Source organism: Citricoccus sp. GCM10030269 (assembly GCF_042665635.1).
Taxonomy (GTDB): domain Bacteria; phylum Actinomycetota; class Actinomycetes; order Actinomycetales; family Micrococcaceae; genus Citricoccus.
Genome location: NZ_JBHTCV010000005.1, coordinates 1081028 through 1098147, shown reverse-complemented (window position 1 = coordinate 1098147; position 17120 = coordinate 1081028). Strand labels below are relative to the sequence as shown.

Genomic DNA, 17120 nt, shown 5'->3' with positions numbered 1-17120 from the left:
GTCAGCGGCGGAGGAAACCCGGCAGCACGGAGCGCGGGAACCACCGGGCCCGACGCCGGACGGCCGGTTCGGCGCCCGCGAACAGATCCGCGGTGATCGCCCGGACCGACTCTGCCGCTGCGTCGGCGTGTGGCGGGGCCGGCGTTCCCTCGGGAGCGTAACGAGCCCACGCCACGGCCTCGGCTACGGCGCCGGCGTCGGCCACGGCGCTGGCGTCGCCCGCCGCCGTCCGGCTGTCGAGCCTTGCGGCGAACGCGGACTCCGATTCATGCGGCTGCCGGCCGAGCTCGAGGTCGACGGCGCTGTCCTCCAGCTCGGCCCAGGCCTGTTCCACGGTTCCGGAGGCGAGCCGTGAGTGCCGTCGCCGCCGTCGCCACCACTGCGGCAGCAAGAGCACCAAGGCGGCCAGGAGCACCAGCAGACCACCCAGGATGGCGACGACCGGTGAGAACACCGGGCCGGCCGTTGCGGAGCTGTCCCGGCCGGCGTCGGGGCTGGCTCCGGCGTCGTCCGGTTGTTCTTCCGTCTCCTCCGGTTCTGCCGCATCCGAGGGCTCTGAGTCACCCACCGTGGGATCGTCCGAGGCGACGGGGGTGGTGCTGCTGAACTCGCGGGAATACTCGGGAGTTCGACCCACACCCTGGGTCGGTTCGAACGGCACCCAACCGACGGCGTCGATGTACAGTTCCGGCCAGGCGTGGGCACGGTCCGACGTGACCCGGTGAACGCCGCCCACGGCAGCGACCGGAGCGTAGCCGACCACCACGCGCGCGGGGATGTCCACCGCCTGCGCCATCATCACCATGGCCGAGGCGAAGTGGATGCAGTACCCGGCTCCGGCCTCGAGGAACTGCTCGGTCATCTCGATGCCTGAGCCGTCGAACCCCTGCTCCTGGGGTGCGGTCTCCGAGTACACGAACGCGTCGGAGAGCAGGTAGTCCTGGATGGCCACCGCCTGTTCCACCGGGTCGTCGGCGTCCTCGGTGACCTCTTCTGCGCGTTCCTGAATGGTCGAGTCCGCTAGGGCCGGGTCGGCACCCCAGCGCTCGGAGACGCTCTGCGGGGCCTCATCACCGGCCACCCGGCTCATCTCTTCCAGGGTCAGATCAAGTGGGATCATGGTGGCCCGGAAGCTGAGGTCGACGGCGGGAGCCTCCGGGCGGAAGGCGGTCGAGGTGGCCGGATCCACCTGCCAGCCCACGTCGCCCACCGATTCGGCCACCTCCAACACCTGGTCCGGCAGGGGAGCCCATTTTCCCGTCCAGCCGTCGAGCGTGACGGACACGACGTCGGATTCGAGCTCATTCTCGAGCTCGCTGCGCAGTCTCGCAGCTGCGGGGACGAAACCGACGCGCCCCGGTTCGGCGGTATTCCGCGGCGGACTGGAATCCCAGGGTGATGCCGTCACATCGTCCACCACGGCCGTGCGCAGATAAACGCCCCGGCCGTCGTCGGTGTCATAGGTGATCCCGGCAAAGCCCGAATTGCTCCGCAGCACCTGGCCCAGATCCGCCGCAGGATCCACCGGTCCCGAGCCCTGTCCGAGGAGGAAGCGCTGCCCGTCCGGGGCGAATCCGGAGGAGAGGTATGGCAAGGAGGTCAGGGACACCACCAGTGCCAGCACGGCGACGACTCCGGTCGCCAGGGTGCCCAGTCTGGCCGCCGGACGGCCGAAGATGTCCGACGCTGTGTCGACGGGGGAGTGTTCCGGTTCGGGCCCGAGAGCGAGCAGACCCAGCCACGCCGCCGCTGCCACGGCTACGGCCGGCCACGGGCCCGGAGCGGCGATGATGGCCGCTGCCACGCTCACGAGGGCCAGCGGGGGGATCCCCGCGATGGCCGGTGAGCGCAGGCCCACGGCGATGGCATCGGTGACCAAAGCGGTCAGTGCCACTGCGGCCCCGACGCCGGCCAACACGGGTGCAGAGGCCGTGACCGGAATGACGTCGGTCCAGATGATCTCGCGGAGCGAGGCCGTGCTGTCGTTGATGGCCTCAACCGTGGCCGGCTGCGGAATCAGGCCGACCATCAGCGTCTCGGGCCACCATTGCCAGCACCAGGTGAGCAGGGCGGCCACCAGCCCCGCGGCCAACGGCCGGAGCATCCGCGCACCCAGAGTTCGCACCAGGGCGGCGGCCACCAAACCTACGACCGCGGGGACGGACGCCGGGGGCACCCACACGTCCATCGGCACGGCAAACGCATCGTTCAGGGACACCGCGGCGGCGATCGCCAGGACCGCGACCAGCGCCGTCGACAACCACAGTCGGCCCAGCTGGTGATCGTGCCGGCGCGTCGGTGTCATGATCCCGCCCGAGCCACGAGCCAGCCATCGGCTTCGAGCCGTCGAGCCGCTTCGCCGACCGCTCCCGTCCCCTCGGAGCTGCCCGGCTGTGAGTCGCCCCCGGCCAGCCCGGCCCCGGCCAGCCCGGCCCCGAAGAGGACCGCGATCCGCTGCAGTCCGTGCGGCACGGAGTCGAGAACCGGGAGGTCCCGCTCCACGGCGGAGCCGAGCAGAGCGATCACCGCCGTCGCGTCTGCCGGCAACGACTGTGGCCACGCCGCTTCACGCTGTGAGGACCCGAGCACGGGTGACGCCAAAGCCGTATCCAGCGAGTGTCCGTCCTGGTCCATGAGCAGCACACGGTGTCCGGCACCGTGCAGTCGTTCGATCATGGCCGCCGCGGTCTGGACGGCCCGCTCGAATCCGGGGGAGGTGGTCCAGTTCCGGCCACCGCCGCCGTCCACGCGGAACCGTCCGGCGGAGAAGGAGACCGCCCGGATATCCAGCACCACCACGGCGCACGGTTCGTGGGCCCATTCCTCTTGACGCACCATCAACTGGCCGGTGCGGGCCGTGGCACCCCAGTGCACTCGGGTGATGGCCTCGCCCTCCCGGTGCTCGCGCACCAGCAGGTCGTCCGGGGAACCGGTGGCGAAGGTGATGCTGTCGAGCAGGTCGGCGGCATCGCGTTCACTCGTGCCCGCACGCAACACGCGGTCCAGATCGTCGTCGCTCAGCGGCTCCGGGAACACCTCGATCCGCGAGGTGCCGGCCACCTCTGCGCGGCCGGACCACAGCCCGAAGGGACCGATCATCCGGGCCAGGGCCGGGCCGACGTCGTACACACCCCGCCGGGCCGCCGCCCACTGGTAACCGGCCGGCCCCACCGATATCGGTTCCCGGCCGGGGAGGGCGTCCCGCAGGCCGGGCACCACGGTGGTGAAATCCACCTGCACGGCCCCACCGGTCACCACAGCACTGGGGGAGACCTGCCGCTCCAGCCGGGTGCCGCGCGCCAGGAACAGTCGGACGGCGAGCGCGGCACCGGACGCCACCGCGACGGCGGCCAGGAACAGTCCGAGCGCGATCGCCTCGCGGCGGCCCAGCAGCAGCCCTGCGATGACGAGCACGACGGCGGCCGCGCCGAGGCCGATCCCGCGCGGTGTCGGTCGAAGCCGGTTTTGGGTCAGGAGTGCCATGGGGTGCCCGATTCCCGTGTCTGGATTCAGGACCCGGCCGGAACCGGAACGGTCCGCAGGATCCGCGCGGTGATGGCCTCCGCTTGCGCGGACTCCTCCATGGAACGGCGCCGGAGCATGAGACGGTGCGGCATGACCACGGGGGCCACCTCGGCGACGTCCTGGGGTGTGACGTAGGAGCGTCCACTGACCGCCGCCTCCGCCTTGGCGGCTCGCAGCAGCTGGAGCAATGATCGCGGGCTCGCGCCGACCAGGACGTCCGGGTGCTCACGGCTGGCCCGGCCGAGGTCCACCACGTAGCGGGCCACCGGCTCCGCGACGTGGACTCGGGAGACGGCGTCGATCATGGCCAGCACCTCGCGGGTGGAGGTCACCGGGGCGAGTCGGTGTACCGGGGCGGACGAGGGCAGAGAACTCTGGTGGGTGCGCAACATCTGCATCTCGGCCTCCACGTCCGGATAGCCCAGGGCGATCCGGGCCATGAAGCGGTCACGCTGAGCCTCGGGCAGTGGGTAGGTTCCCTCTGATTCCACGGGGTTCTGGGTGGCCACCACCAGAAAGGGCTCCTCCAGGGGGTGGGTGGTCCCGTCCACGGTGACCTGGTGCTCCTCCATGCATTCCAGCAGGGCCGACTGGGTCTTGGCCGAGGCCCGGTTGATCTCGTCTCCGATGACCACATTCGCGAAGACGGGTCCGGGCCGGAATTCGAAGGTGTGGCGGTCCTGATTGAACACGGAGACGCCGGTGACATCGCCCGGCAACAGGTCCGGGGTGAACTGAATGCGGTTCACCACACCGCCCACGGTTTTGGCCAGGGCCCTGGCGAGCAGGGTCTTGCCGACGCCGGGAACGTCCTCGACCAGCAGATGACCGCCGGCCAACAACACCAACAGAGAGGTCCTGACGGCCTGGTGCTTCCCGTCGATCACGGAGTCCATGGCTGTGAGCATGGCCTGGGTCGTGGCCGTCAGCCGCTCGCCTCCGGCCGACCAACTCTCGTCCGACCAACTCTCTTCCGGGCCAATGGGCTCGTTCGGCTGGTCCACGAATCCTCCTGGTGCGATGGCCGGTGCGATGATGGTGCTGTACTCCCCGTGATAGTCAGCCTACTGGTAGGATGGTCGGCGTTGCCCAGGCGAGGGAGCTCTCAGCTCCGTGATCGACGAGGCCGCCGCAAGTTCGGCGAATTCCTGCCTGGAAGGCCCATGGTCACCAACGGTGGCCACGGAAGATGAAGTACAGGAGGAATACCCATGAGCGATACCAAGATCCCCGTCACCCTGCGCGAAGACTTCGGCAAGGGCGCCTCGCGGCAGGCCCGCCGCGACGGTCTGATCCCCGCGGTCGTCTACGGCCACGGCGGAGACCCGGTGCACCTGCTGATGCCGGCCCAGGAGACCACGCTGGCCGTCCGTAACCCCAACGCGCTGCTGACGCTCGTGCGGGAGGGGCAGGAGTACCTGGTCCTGCCGAAGGACATTCAGCGCAATGCCCTGAAGCAGACCGTGGAGCATCTGGACCTGATCACCGTGACCCGCGGCGAGAAGGTCGTGGTGGATGTGTCCGTCCACGTCAACGGTGAGGCCGCGCCCGGCACCACGTTCAACCTCGAAGAGGCCACCGTGCCGGTGCTGGCCGAGGCCACGCACCTGCCCGAGTACGTCTCCATCGACATCGAGGGCCACGAGGCGGGCGAGCACGTCTACGCCGCCGACGTCACGCTGCCGGCCGGCACCACCCTGGAGCTGGACGACGACCACGTCATCGCCACCGTCTCCGAGCTCGCCGTCCAGGACCTGGGCGAGACGGAGGGTGACGAGGGCGAGGCCGCCGAGGAATCGGCCGACGAGTCCTCCGAGGGCTGATCTCTCACGATGACAACATCGGATGCGGAACGGAGCCCGTCTCCGTCGGCGTCCACGTGGCTCGTGGTCGGGCTCGGGAATCCCGGGCCCGACTACGCCCGCACCCGGCACAACGTCGGAGCGATGGTGGTCGACACCCTAGCCGAGCGCCTCGGTGTCCGGCTCACGGCGCACAAGGCGGGCGCCGCCGTCGGGACCGCGCGCACCGAGCCGAGTGGTCCCAAACTGGTTCTCGCGAAGCCGACCAGTTACATGAATGTCTCCGGGCGTCCCGTGGGCGCCCTGACTCGGTTCTACTCGATCACCCCTGAGCACATCGTGGTGGTCCACGATGAACTGGACATTCCCTTCGACGCCCTCCGGCTGAAACGCGGCGGCGGCGAAGGCGGCCATAACGGGCTGAAATCGATCTCCCAGGTGCTCGGCACCAAGGACTATTTTCGGGTTCGCGTCGGCATCGGCCGGCCCCCCGTACGGCAGCCGCCCGCGGACTTCGTGCTGCGGCCCTTCTCCTCCACCGAGCGCGAGGTGCTGCCCCTGCACCTGGACCGCGCGGCCGACGCCGTCGTCGAGCTGGCCGGCTCATCGCTCGAGCAGGCGCAGCAGCGCTTCCACCCGGCTCCGAGCCGCTAGGCGTCAGCTCCGCCGAGCCACGTCCACCAGCAGGTCGGTGATCCGATCGACGGCCGGCTCGAGCGCCGCGGCCATGGCCGGGTATGCGGCGTCTTCGCGCCCATAGGGATCGGGAAGGTCGATCGAATCCATTGACGACCGCACGGTCGGACGGTGACGCGAGAGATGGCGGGCCAGCGAACGCAGGTTCTCCGGCAGCGTGGAGGAGTCCGACTCGGGGCCGGGCCATGCCGGCACCGTCCCCTCGGCCACGGCCTGAGCTGCGGCTCCGAACTCCAGCATCGTGAAGGACCGGCTGAGGGCGCCGGGTGTCTCCCCGAGGACCGAGCGCAGATGGTCGGCCGTGGCGGCCAGCACCAGATCTGCCTTCTGCACCGTGCGCCCGGAGACTTGAGTGGGGGAGTGCGCGGCGAGCGACTGCAGCGTCGAGGCCCGCTGCAGCGCCGTAATCTGTGGAGGCACCACCAATCGGGGATTGATCTGCGTACCCGCCGAGGTGACCTGGTACCGGCCGGGAACGGACTGCTCCAACTGCTGGGTCAGTAGGTGATGGCCATAGGCGGAGCGGCAGATGTTTCCCGTGCAGACAAACAGCACCGTGGCGTGCGGATCAGTCATTCAGTGCGCCTTTCGCGTGGGGATGCAGGCTCAGGAGGACGCGAGTCTTGTTCCCACATGCTAATGCCGGCGCGTTTAGCATGAGGACCATGGCCCCAGACCGTGAATCCGGTCCCGACGCCGGCCGCGAGACCGGCTCCGAGGACGTCCCCACCGCGTACCGACCCGCGACAACCCCAGAGACGGCCGGTGCTGCGCATCCGGGGGAACGACGGCGAGACCCGGCCGAGGAGAACACTCGGCGCAAACGCCGCCTGGAATACCCGCCGGCGCCCGAACCGCTCCGGGTGTCCGTGGTCGACAATCACACGCACCTGGACTTCCGCGACGGTCTGGTCTCGGTCAATGTCCATCAGGCGATGGACGCGGCCGCCGCGGTAGGGGTGTCCGGGGCCGTCCAGGTCGGCTGCGACGTGGAGTCGGCACGCTTCACCATTGAGGCCATCGAGGCCGAGCCCCGCCTGCTCGGGGCCGTCGCCATCCATCCCAACGACGCCGCCCGGCTCGCCGAACGCGGACACCTCGAGGCCGCCCTGGACGAGATCGAACGACTGGCCGCACACCCTCGGGTCAGGGCCGTGGGAGAGACCGGGCTCGACTACTTCCGCACGGGTCCCGAGGGCGTGGGTGCGCAACAGGAGTCCTTCCGCTGGCACCTGGATCTGGCACATCGGCTGGGCAAGGCCGTGCAGATTCATGATCGCGACGCGCACGAGGACGTCGTTCGCATCCTGCTGGACACGCCGAACCGCCCGGAGACCGTGGTGTTCCATTGCTTCTCCGGAAACGTCGAACTGGCCCGGCTCTGCAATGAGCACGGCTGGTACATGTCCTTTGCCGGTCCGGTGACGTTCAAGGCCAACGACGGGCTGCGGGAGGCTTTGGCCGCGGCCCGCGATGACCTGATCATGGTGGAGACCGACGCGCCGTTCCTGACCCCACACCCGTGGCGAGGCCGGCCGAACGCCCCGTATCTGGTGCCGAACACCGTGCGGGGGATGGCCGAGACGAGGGGCGTCGACGCCGACGTTCTCGCGGCCTCCATCAGCGCCAATACTGAAAGGGTGTACGGCGACTTCTCCACCGTCGCCAGCTGATCAGGTCGGCCCGCGATCATCCGGGCCTCCGTAACCGATTTGATATCTTCGTTATCTGGCCGTTATCCTTGAGTCTTCAATGGCCGGATCGGGTCTCATCGGGTGCCCGCGCCAGGGCCCTCAGAGCCCGGACTCCGCGCTCGCAGCCGGAGAAGACGACGACTGGATATTCACTTTCATGGCACGAGTCAGGACACGAACAACCACGCGGCGCTTCGCCGTGGTGATCGCGCAGGTTGCCGCACTGGCCTTGGTGGTCGGCGGACTGGTGGCCTTCGTGGCCACCCAGCGCGGAGCCGAGCTCTCCGCTGCTGCAGCCGGTGGGCACAGCACGACGACAGTGAGCGACTCGAGCGTCGAGGGCGAGTCCAGCGCCGCCGCAGATCTCAGCTCGTCAGTGTTGAACCTCGATCGTGCCTCGGAGGTGACTGCTGTTGAGCTGCCCAAGGTCGTCACCGTGACCTCCGGGGGCTACGAGCGGTCTTTCGCCACGGTGGCCGGCACGATCGGCGAGGCCCTGAGCGACGGCCAGGTCGACGTCGACGACAACGACAAGGTCAGCCCCTCCCGGGACACCAAGATCACCGAGGACGTGGACGTGACCGTCCAGCGGGTGGAGACCTCCACCACCACGACGACCGAGGACGTCCCCTTCGAGACCATTGAGGTCGAGGACGACGACCTCGCAGAGGGTCGCACCACCGTTCTGGACGAGGGCCGCGCGGGTCAGAAGAACACCACGTGGACCATCACCACTGTGGACGGTCAGGAGACTGACCGCGAGGTGGCCTCCACCGAGATCGTCCGCGAACCGGTCGACCGCCGCATCGCCGTCGGGACCCAGGAGCCCACGCCGGCCGAAGAGCCCGCCGCGGAACCGGAGCAGGCCGAGAGCTCCAGCGAGCCGTCTGAGTCCTCCTCCCAGTCCTCCACACAATCCTCGACGCCGTCCGGCTCCGGTGTCTGGCAGTCCCTCGCTCAGTGCGAGTCCGGTGGCAACTGGTCGATCAACACCGGAAACGGCTACTACGGCGGTCTGCAGTTCTCCGCCTCCTCGTGGGCCGGCGCCGGTGGTACGCAGTACGCCCCGCTGCCGCACCAGGCCACGCCCGCCGAGCAGGTCGCCACCGCCGAGGTGCTGCGCGCCAACGGCGGCTGGGGTCACTGGCCGGCATGCTCGGCGAGCCTCGGCTTGCGCTGATCGCACTGGCTGCGCCGGTCGCACCGGCTGTGTTTTCCCCAAGGGCCCGCCACGGCGGGCTCTTGGTGTCCGCTCTCACCGTAGGATGGACTGCGTGACTGTTCCCGATGCCCCCCTGCTCTCCGCCGCTGATATTCGGCGGCTGGCCTCGGAACTGGACCTGCGACCCACGAAGACTCTGGGCCAGAACTTCGTCATCGACCCGAACACCATTCGGCGGATCACCGCGGCGTCGAACACGGGCACCGGCGAACACGTGCTGGAGGTCGGGCCCGGTCTCGGCTCGCTGACGCTGGGTCTGCTGGACGCCGCCGCAGCGGTGACCGCCGTGGAGATCGATCCCGTTCCCGCCGGTCGGCTCCCCGCGACGGTCGAGGAGTTCCGTCCGGGGGCCGGAGCTCGGCTGGCGGTACTGACCGCCGACGCGATGCAGGTGAGCGCCGCGGAGCTCGATGCGGTGCGGCCCGCCCAAGCCGCCGGGGCCCCGACCGCGCTCGTGGCGAACCTGCCCTACAACGTGGCCGTCCCCGTCTTCCTGCACCTGTTGGCGGAACTGCCCACGCTGGAGCACGGCCTCATCATGGTGCAGGAGGAGGTCGCGGACCGGCTGGCAGCGCCTCCGGGGTCGAAGACCTACGGAGTCCCTTCGGCCAAGGCCGCCTGGTATGCCGAGGTCCGCAAGGCCGGAACCATCGGCAAGAACGTCTTCTGGCCGGCCCCGAGCATCCAGTCCGGGCTGGTGTCCTTCACCCGACGCACCCCTCCCGAGACCGCGGCCGACCGCCGGGACGTGTTCGCCGTCGTGGACGCCGCCTTCGCCCAACGTCGCAAGACTCTGCGCGCCGCCCTGACGACGTGGGCGGGCAGTCCGGCCGCCGCGGAAGCCGCGTTGCGGGCCGCCGATGTGGATCCCCGAGCCCGCGGTGAAGTCCTGGGCATCGAGGACTTCGCCCGCATCGCCGCGCACCGATCCGACAGCACGTCCAACAGCACCTCCAACAGCACCTCCGAAGGAGTCGCCCCGTGAGCCAGCCCGCGACGACCGGCCGGCTCTTCCGCCATGCCACGGCCCAAGCCCCGGGCAAAGTGAATCTGTCCTTGCGCGTCGGGGCTCCGCGAGCAGACGGCTACCACCCGGTGGCCAGCGTGTATCTCGCGGTGTCCATGATTGAAGAGGTGACAGCCACCCCGCGCTCGGAGGGGGAGATCACGGTCGCCCTGAGCGAGTCCTCCAGCGCGTTCGTGGACCCGGACGCCTTCCCGGTCGACTCCTCCAACCTCGCCGTGAAGGCGGCGGTCCGGCTCCGTGAACACCTGGAACTGGATCCTGCCGAGCACGGAGTACACCTGGAGATCACCAAGCAGGTCCCGGTCGCGGGCGGAATGGGAGGCGGTTCCGCCGATGCCGCGGCCGCCCTCGTCGCCTGCGCCGCTCTGTGGGATGCCGGACTCTCCCGTCAGGCCCTGGCCGAGATCAGCGCGCCCCTGGGCGCGGACGTGCCCTTCGCGGTGATGGGTGGGGCCGCCGTCGGGCTGGGGGTGGGCGATGAGCTCACGCCCCTGCTGGCCCGCCATCCCCTCCACTTCGTCCTGGTGCCGGCCACCACCGGTCTGGCCACGCCACAGGTGTATGGGCTGTTGGACCGGCTGCGCGAGGAGGAGGCGCTGCCGGTGCCGGAATCCGATCCGGAGGTCGACCGTGAACTCGTTCAAGCACTGACCACGGGCAATGCGGAGGAACTCGCGCTGCTGATCGCCAACGACCTGCAGGTGCCCGCCGCCACCATGGTGCCCGAGCTGTCCGGGATGCTGGACATCGGTCTGGAAGAGGGCGCTTTGGCCGGGCAGGTCTCCGGTTCCGGACCGACCCTCATGTTCCTGGCTCGCAATGCCGAGGAGTCGTTCCAGCTGGCCACCCGCATCGAGGACCGCACCGGGGTCGCGGCCGTGGCGGTTCACGGTCCCGTTCACGGGGCTAGGGTGCTGTAGATGGCTCATCTGCTCGGCGCCGAGAACATCGGCATGTCCTTTGGCACCCGCACCGTGCTGGACTCCGTGTCCCTGGGGATCGACGAGGGAGACCGGATCGGCCTGGTCGGTCGCAACGGAGACGGTAAGTCCACCCTGATGCGCATCCTGGCCGGCCAGCTCGATCCCGACGGCGGCCGCGTCACTCGCCGCGGTGGCACCACCCTGGGAGTGTTGGACCAGCGCGACGACCTCGACTCGGACGCCACGGTGCGCCGCGCCGTCGTCGGCGATGTGGCCGACCATGTGTGGGCCTCGGACCCGAAGATCCGCGACGTCATGGAGGGCCTGCTCGGCGGCCTGGACTGGAATCGCACCGTCGGCACCCTCTCGGGCGGTCAGCGACGCCGCACCGCGCTGGCGAGGCTGCTGGCCGGCGACGATGACCTGATCTTCCTCGACGAGCCCACCAACCACCTGGACGTGGAAGGCGTGGCCTGGCTGGCCCAGCATCTGAAGAGGCGCTGGCGGGCCAGTGACGGCGGACTGCTGGTGGTCACCCACGACCGCTGGTTCCTGGACGAGGTCTGCACCCGCACCTGGGAGGTCCACGACGCCACGGTCGAGCCCTTCGACGGCGGCTACGCGGCCTGGATGCTCGCCCGTGCCGAGCGCGACCGGGCGGCCGCCGTGATCGAGAACAAGCGGCAGCAACTGGTCAAGAAGGAGCTGGCCTGGCTGCGCCGTGGTGCTCCGGCCCGCACGTCCAAGCCCAAGTTCCGCATCGAGTCCGCCAACGCGGTGATCGCCGATGTGCCGGAGCCACGCGACTCGGTCTCGCTGGCGAAGATGGCCACCGCCCGGCTGGGCAAGGACGTCCTGGACTTGGAGGACGTCACCTATTCCGTGCCCGTCCCGGACTCCGAGCCCGACGGCGATGCCCGGCGCACCTTGTTCAACCGCGTCACGCTGCGGCTGGCTCCGGGAGAGCGAGTCGGCATCGTGGGGGTCAACGGAGCGGGCAAGTCCACCCTGATGCGACTGTTGGACGGACAGATCGCGCCGGAGGCCGGGCGCGTGCGGCGCGGGAAGACCGTGCAGACGGCGATCCTCACTCAGGACGTGGCCGAGCTGGACGAGGTCTCGCACCTGCGCGTGGCCGAGGTGATGGCCCGCGAGGGCAACACGTTCCAGGTCGGGGGCAAGGAACAGAGCCCGGGCCAACTCCTGGAGCAACTCGGGTTCGGCACCAACCGGCAATGGACGCCGGTGGCCGACCTTTCGGGCGGTGAACGCCGGCGGCTGCAGCTGCTGCGGCTGATGGTGGGATCTCCAAATGTGCTCATGCTGGACGAGCCGACCAACGACCTCGACACAGACACCCTGGCCGCGGTCGAGGATATGCTCGACGGATGGCCCGGAACCCTGGTGGTCGTCAGCCACGACCGCTATCTGCTCGAACGCGTCACCGACCATCAGCTGGCGCTGCTCGGGGACGGACAGGTCCGCGATCTGCCCGGGGGAGTGGAACAGTATCTCCAGCTGCGCTCCGCCCAAGACTCCGTCCAGGACTCTTCCCGGGACTCGCCCGCGAACTCGGCCACGAAGACTGCTGGGTCCGCGGGTGCGAGCACCCACGGACCCAGCGAGGCGGACAAACGGGCCGCTCGCAAGGAAGCGGCCAAACTCGAACGGCAATTGGCGAAGTTGGCCGCAGAAGAGGCCGCACTGCACGAGCGCATGGCCACCCTGTCCGAGTCGGGCGACTTCGAGGCCCTCGCGGCAGCCAATGCGGAGCTGCAGAGACTCCACGAACGCCAGGAGGAGACGGAAACGGCCTGGCTCGAAGCGGGGGAGACCGCCGAGAGCTAGGCCGCTTCCGGCTCGTCCGCTACCTCACTCCGCCAAAGTCATGGTGGTCCAGGGCATGCGGTTGGTCATGGGCCCGGGCTCATCCTGGCCCTGCCACCGCGAGGTGTTGACGGTGGGGAAGGCCCCGTTGAACCACGCCACCGGCGCGTAGTACATTAGCTCTTCGGCACGGTCCTGCAACCTGATGAACGCTTCGCCGCGTTCCTCCTGATCGGTGGTCGCCAGGGCGTCCGCCGCCGCCTCGTCGATCTCCGGGTCGCACAGCCCGGACGGGTTCGCAGCGGCCGCCTTCCGATCGTTGCACTCATACCAGCGGACAATGCCGATGCTGGGATCGGCGCCGACGGTGGAGCGCAGGAAGGCCACGTCGAACTCGCTCTCCGTGTACACCTTCTCGGTGAACACGGCGCCGGAGGTGCCCTGCATCTCAATGTCGATGCCGACTTCCTCCAACATGGACTGAGCCATCTCCACGGTGGCGGCCACATCAGAGAGCTCGTTGATGTACCGCACGTTCAAGGTGAAACGGGTTCCGTCCGAGCCACGCTCGAAACCAGCCTCGTCCAGGGTCTCGTTGATCGCCTCGACGTCCCGAGGGAAGTCCTCCGAGAAATCGACGTTGGGGCTCAGGGCCCAGTCCATGTTCTCCGGGAAGAAGCCGTTGGCCGGAGTGCCGATACCGCCCAGGGCGGTGTCCACGATGGCCTGACGGTCCAGGGCGGAGAACACCGCCGCACGTACCTCCGGGTCCTCCAGGTACTCGCTCTGAGCGTTGAACATGACCGTGACGTCCTGCGGGAAATTACTGTCCTCCAGCAACATGGTGTTCGGGTCATCCGTCACGCGATCCTGTTGGGAGACGTCGAGAGATGCCTGGTCCACCTCGCCGGCGAAGAGGGCCTCAGCACGGCTGTTCGGGTCCGTCATGATGGGATAGACGGCCCGGTCGACCTGGACCTCACCGCCCCAGTAATCCTCGTTGCCCTCGAGCGTGATCTGCTCGCCCGAGTCATAGGAGGCGAACTTCATCGGGCCGGTGCCGATCGGCTCCATGTTGGCCTGATTCGTCACGTAGTCGGTGCCCTCGTAGACATGCTTGGGCACCATGAACTGGGCCGCCACCGTCTCGAGCAAGGGACCGTAGGGTTCGCTCAACTTCACGATGACGGTGTGGTCGTCGACGACTTCCGCCCCCTCCAGGCGTTCACCGATCTGCGCGCCGAAGGACTGCAGCGGCACAATCTCCTCGAAGTTGAAGGCGACGTCCTCCGCGGTGAAGGGCTCGCCGTCGTGCCACTTCACCCCCTCGCGCAGGTGCAGGGTCAGCTCGAGTTCGTCCTCGCTGAGCTCCCAGCTCTCGGCCAGGCCGGGGGAGAGCTCGAAATCCTTGGAGATGAAGATCAGCGGATCCAGGATCTGTGCGCTGAACATCGAGGGGGTGGCCCCGCTGACCAACTGGGCGTTCAGTCCCATCGGGTCATCCGCGATCGCCTGGACGTACACGCGGTCGCCATCGCCGCCGCCTCCGGCGGATCCTCCGCCGCACGCGCTCAGGGCCAGGGCCCCGGCGGCGAGCATGGCCGTCAGGCCGAACCGTCTCTGGTGTGCTGTCTGCATGGTGCTGCCTCTCTGCAGTGTCGTGCATGGGGGTCGTGCTGGTTTGAGCTGGAGGTTGTGCTGGTTGGAGCGATGGGTCGTGCTGGTGGATAGCCGCGTCAGGGCAGAGCGGGGGCCGCAGCCAGAAGCTCTTGCGTGTAGGGATGGGAGGGATCGGCAAAGATGGCGTCCTTGGGGCCGTGTTCCACGATCCGTCCGTGACGCATGACGTACACGTGGTCGGCTACCTTCCGCACCACGGGCAGGTCGTGGGTGATGAACACATAGCCCACACCGAGTCGCTCCTTCAGGTCGGCCATGATGGCCAGTACGCCGGCCTTCACGGAGGCGTCCAGCGCGGAGACGGCTTCGTCGGCCACGATGATCTTCGGATCGAGCGCGATGGCCCGGGCGATCAGCACGCGCTGTCGCTGGCCGCCGGAGAGCTCATGGGGAAACCGGTCCATGAAGTCCCGGCCCGGCGTCATGCCCACCAGGTCCAGGACCTCGGCCACTCGACGGCCGACGTCGGCGCTGGAGCGGGCCATGCCGTGCAGGCGGATCACCTCTCCGATCGCCTGGACCACACGCTTGCGGGGATTGAGGGAGCCGGCCGGGTCCTGCAGGACGGCCTGGACATTCCGCCGGTAGGCCTGGTGCTCGGCCCGGTCCATGCTGCTGATCTCCTGCCCGTCCCACTGCACGGACCCGGAGGTGGGCTCGATCAGATCGAGCAGGATCCGGGCGAGGGTCGACTTGCCCGAACCGGACTCACCGACGATCGCGATGAACTCGCCCGGCCGCGCCTGCAGGGACGCGTTCTGGACGGCATGGACCGGAGCCGCGGTCCGGCGCGACCGGAAGGTCTTGGAGACTTCAACCGCCTCAAGTAGCACTGGGCACCTCTTCGGAGAATTGCCGGCGCAGGGCCAGCGGGATGGAATACAGCTCGGTGTCGTCGTCGGTGAGGCTGCGCACGCTGCGCAGCAGTGCCTGGGTGTAGGCGTGCTGCGGTTCGGCCAGCACTCGTTCGGTGGGCCCTTCCTCCACGATCCGGCCTCCGTACATGACGTAGACGCGATCGGTCATCCCGGCCACCACGGCCAAGTCGTGGGAGATGAGCATCAGAGACGTGCCCAGTTCGGCGACGGACTCGTCCAGGGTGCGCAACACGTGCTGTTGCACCGTGGCGTCCAGGGCGGTCGTGGGCTCATCGGCGAGCACGAGCGAGGGGAGCTTGGCGATGGCGATGGCGATCAACACCCGCTGCCGCATACCGCCGGAGAGCTCGTGGGGGAAGGAAGCGGCCACGTGCTCCGCATCCGGCAGCCCTGCCTGGCTCAGGAATCGGTGGACCGCCTGTTCGCGTGCGCTGCGGTCCTTGTGGTGGCGGCTCGGCGGGATGGACTCGGCCACCTGCCGCCCGATCCGCATCGTCGGGTTCAGGAAGGTGAGCGGATCCTGGAAGATCATCCCGACCGTCCGCCGTCGGACCTCTTCCCAATCACGCGCGGGGGCGCCGACCATCTCTTTGCCGCGGATCCGGATGGAACCGGTCACCCGGACGTTCGGGGAGGTGGGCAGCAGGCCGGCGATCGAGCGGCCGGTGACGGACTTGCCGGAACCGGACTCGCCGACCAGACCCACCCGTTCGCCGTCGTGGATCACCAGGTTCACGTTGCTGACGGCTTCGACCTCGCTGCGCTCGCCGGTGGGCAGCACCACGTTCAGTCCGGTGACCTCCACGAGGGGGTGGCCGGGCGTGCCGGTGGACTCATGTGCCGAGGTGGTCATTTCACTCTCCCCACGGTCGGGTTGTAGGCGTCATTGAGGGAATCGCCGAGCATGTTGACGGCCAGGACCACCAGGAAGATGCACAGGCCGGGGGCGACGGCCAACCACCAACCGTCGCGCATGTAGGCCTGCGCGGAGTTCAGCAGTGCGCCCCACGAGGGTCGGCCTGGATCGCCGATGCCCAGGTAGGCCAGTCCGGATTCGATGAGGATGGCCCGTCCCACGGTCATGCTGGTGGCCACCAGCACGGGAGGCATGGCGTTGGGGATCACGTCCGACCAGATGATGCGCACGCTACGGAAACCCGCGGCCTTGGAGGATTCCACGTACCCCAGTTGAGAGATCCGCATGGCTTCGGCGCGCACGATCCTCGCCACGGCTGGCCACATGGTCACCGAGAGGATGGCCACGATGATGAAGACGTTCGCCCCAAGAAGGGCCGCGGCGACCAGGGCCAGCACGATGCCGGGCAGCACCTGGAAGAACTCGGCGAGCTTGACCATGACCGTGTCCATCCACCCGCCGTGAAAGCCGGCCAGACCGCCCACCACCAGACCAATGGTCATGCAGAGCACGGCCACGCTGAAGCCGACCAACAGGGAGATCTGGCCACCGTGGACCACGCGGGCCAGATAGTCACGACCGAGATGATCGGTGCCGAGGAGATGTTCCGCAGTGGGCGGCAGCAGCTTCTCGAACCCGGTCGCAGCGGGATCTCCGACCAGTAAGGGGCCGACGACGGCGATGAGCACGAAGACGGCCAGCAGAGGGACGAAAACCATGGTGCTGGGCTTGCGGAGGAATACTCGCCAGGGCGATCGCTCCTGGGCGCCGGTACGACGTCGGCCCGCAGCCGCCGGCGGTGACGGCGGCTGGACCGCTGTGCTCGCCGCGTCTGCCGAATAGAGTCCCGGACTCACTGGATCCACGGGATTCGTTGGGTCGGCTGCGACTGCGCTCGCGCCCGCCCGGGGCTCGGGGACCGCTCGGGTT

General features: G+C 68.8%; 15 protein-coding genes. 7 read left to right on the top strand and 8 right to left on the bottom strand.

Features of this window, described 5'->3' with window-relative positions; genetic code table 11:
• Nucleotide 1 precedes the first annotated feature (1 nt).
• From ACFQQD_RS12120 to ACFQQD_RS12110, 3 genes are read right to left on the bottom strand one after another with little or no spacing between them, the layout of a single operon-like run.
• Nucleotides 2-2305: a transglutaminaseTgpA domain-containing protein gene (locus ACFQQD_RS12120; protein ID WP_378089664.1), complete on the bottom strand. Its 2304-nt coding sequence runs from the start codon at nt 2303-2305 to the stop codon at nt 2-4.
• Nucleotides 2302-3483, bottom strand: coding sequence for a DUF58 domain-containing protein (locus ACFQQD_RS12115; protein WP_378089662.1), 1182 nt, complete (start codon nt 3481-3483; stop codon nt 2302-2304). Before ACFQQD_RS12115 ends, ACFQQD_RS12120 begins: the two co-directional genes overlap by 4 nt.
• Nucleotides 3484-3509: 26 nt before the next feature.
• Complete coding sequence (locus ACFQQD_RS12110; RefSeq protein ID WP_378089660.1) at nt 3510-4529, bottom strand: AAA family ATPase; 1020 nt, start codon at nt 4527-4529, stop codon at nt 3510-3512.
• 207 nt (nt 4530-4736) lie between these two features.
• Here ACFQQD_RS12110 and ACFQQD_RS12105 point away from each other — a divergent pair, with 207 nt between their 5' ends.
• Complete coding sequence (locus ACFQQD_RS12105; protein WP_378089658.1) at nt 4737-5348, top strand: 50S ribosomal protein L25/general stress protein Ctc; 612 nt, start codon at nt 4737-4739, stop codon at nt 5346-5348.
• Between the two features lie 9 nt (nt 5349-5357).
• On the top strand, nt 5358-5981 hold the full coding sequence (gene pth / locus ACFQQD_RS12100; protein ID WP_378089656.1) for an aminoacyl-tRNA hydrolase: 624 nt from the start codon (nt 5358-5360) through the stop codon (nt 5979-5981).
• A gap of 3 nt (nt 5982-5984) precedes the next feature.
• Here pth and ACFQQD_RS12095 read toward each other — a convergent pair whose 3' ends face one another.
• Nucleotides 5985-6599 carry a low molecular weight phosphatase family protein gene (locus ACFQQD_RS12095; RefSeq protein ID WP_378089654.1) on the bottom strand — a complete coding sequence of 205 codons (615 nt, stop codon included), beginning with the start codon at nt 6597-6599 and terminating at the stop codon, nt 5985-5987.
• Nucleotides 6600-6688: 89 nt separating this feature from the next.
• Between ACFQQD_RS12095 and ACFQQD_RS12090 the strand changes: the two genes are divergently transcribed.
• From ACFQQD_RS12090 to ACFQQD_RS12070, 5 genes are all read left to right on the top strand, one after another.
• Nucleotides 6689-7696, top strand: a complete 1008-nt coding sequence (locus ACFQQD_RS12090; protein WP_378089652.1) for a TatD family hydrolase — start codon at nt 6689-6691, stop codon at nt 7694-7696.
• Between the two features lie 178 nt (nt 7697-7874).
• Nucleotides 7875-8897, top strand: a complete 1023-nt coding sequence (locus ACFQQD_RS12085) for a transglycosylase family protein (RefSeq protein WP_378089650.1) — start codon at nt 7875-7877, stop codon at nt 8895-8897.
• Between the two features lie 85 nt (nt 8898-8982).
• Nucleotides 8983-9924: a 16S rRNA (adenine(1518)-N(6)/adenine(1519)-N(6))-dimethyltransferase RsmA gene (gene rsmA, locus ACFQQD_RS12080; RefSeq protein WP_378089648.1), complete on the top strand. Its 942-nt coding sequence runs from the start codon at nt 8983-8985 to the stop codon at nt 9922-9924.
• Nucleotides 9921-10886, top strand: coding sequence for a 4-(cytidine 5'-diphospho)-2-C-methyl-D-erythritol kinase (locus ACFQQD_RS12075; RefSeq protein WP_378089646.1), 966 nt, complete (start codon nt 9921-9923; stop codon nt 10884-10886). Before rsmA ends, ACFQQD_RS12075 begins: the two co-directional genes overlap by 4 nt.
• Nucleotides 10887-12737, top strand: coding sequence for an ABC-F family ATP-binding cassette domain-containing protein (locus tag ACFQQD_RS12070; RefSeq protein ID WP_378089644.1), 1851 nt, complete (start codon nt 10887-10889; stop codon nt 12735-12737).
• A 24-nt stretch (nt 12738-12761) separates the two neighbouring features.
• Here ACFQQD_RS12070 and ACFQQD_RS12065 read toward each other — a convergent pair whose 3' ends face one another.
• The 4 genes from ACFQQD_RS12065 to ACFQQD_RS12050 form a co-directional block, all read right to left on the bottom strand.
• Nucleotides 12762-14354 carry an ABC transporter substrate-binding protein gene (locus ACFQQD_RS12065; protein WP_378089642.1) on the bottom strand — a complete coding sequence of 531 codons (1593 nt, stop codon included), beginning with the start codon at nt 14352-14354 and terminating at the stop codon, nt 12762-12764.
• 98 nt (nt 14355-14452) lie between these two features.
• The gene (locus ACFQQD_RS12060; RefSeq protein WP_378089640.1) at nt 14453-15229 is read right to left on the bottom strand and encodes an ATP-binding cassette domain-containing protein; all 777 of its coding nucleotides are present in this window, start codon (nt 15227-15229) and stop codon (nt 14453-14455) included.
• Entirely contained in the window at nt 15219-16127 is a 909-nt protein-coding gene (locus ACFQQD_RS12055; protein ID WP_378089638.1) for an ABC transporter ATP-binding protein, read from the bottom strand. The genes ACFQQD_RS12060 and ACFQQD_RS12055 overlap by 11 nt, the downstream gene beginning before the upstream one ends.
• A complete protein-coding gene (locus ACFQQD_RS12050; RefSeq protein WP_378089636.1) occupies nt 16124-16909 on the bottom strand; it encodes an ABC transporter permease in 786 nt (261 codons plus the stop codon). Before ACFQQD_RS12050 ends, ACFQQD_RS12055 begins: the two co-directional genes overlap by 4 nt.
• Nucleotides 16910-17120: the final 211 nt, after the last annotated feature.

Bases quoted from the DNA above. Each gene is read 5' to 3' on its own strand.
- ACFQQD_RS12120 (WP_378089664.1), bottom strand. From the start codon at position 2,305: ATGACACCGACGCGCCGGCACGATCACCAGCTGGGCCGACTGTGGTTG.
- ACFQQD_RS12115 (WP_378089662.1), bottom strand. From the start codon at position 3,483: ATGGCACTCCTGACCCAAAACCGGCTTCGACCGACACCGCGCGGGATC.
- ACFQQD_RS12105 (WP_378089658.1), top strand. From the start codon at position 4,737: ATGAGCGATACCAAGATCCCCGTCACCCTGCGCGAAGACTTCGGCAAG.
- pth (WP_378089656.1), top strand. From the start codon at position 5,358: ATGACAACATCGGATGCGGAACGGAGCCCGTCTCCGTCGGCGTCCACG.
- ACFQQD_RS12095 (WP_378089654.1), bottom strand. From the start codon at position 6,599: ATGACTGATCCGCACGCCACGGTGCTGTTTGTCTGCACGGGAAACATC.
- ACFQQD_RS12090 (WP_378089652.1), top strand. From the start codon at position 6,689: ATGGCCCCAGACCGTGAATCCGGTCCCGACGCCGGCCGCGAGACCGGC.
- ACFQQD_RS12085 (WP_378089650.1), top strand. From the start codon at position 7,875: ATGGCACGAGTCAGGACACGAACAACCACGCGGCGCTTCGCCGTGGTG.
- rsmA (WP_378089648.1), top strand. From the start codon at position 8,983: ATGGACTGCGTGACTGTTCCCGATGCCCCCCTGCTCTCCGCCGCTGAT.
- ACFQQD_RS12070 (WP_378089644.1), top strand. From the start codon at position 10,887: ATGGCTCATCTGCTCGGCGCCGAGAACATCGGCATGTCCTTTGGCACC.
- ACFQQD_RS12065 (WP_378089642.1), bottom strand. From the start codon at position 14,354: ATGCAGACAGCACACCAGAGACGGTTCGGCCTGACGGCCATGCTCGCC.
- ACFQQD_RS12055 (WP_378089638.1), bottom strand. From the start codon at position 16,127: ATGACCACCTCGGCACATGAGTCCACCGGCACGCCCGGCCACCCCCTC.
- ACFQQD_RS12050 (WP_378089636.1), bottom strand. From the start codon at position 16,909: ATGGTTTTCGTCCCTCTGCTGGCCGTCTTCGTGCTCATCGCCGTCGTC.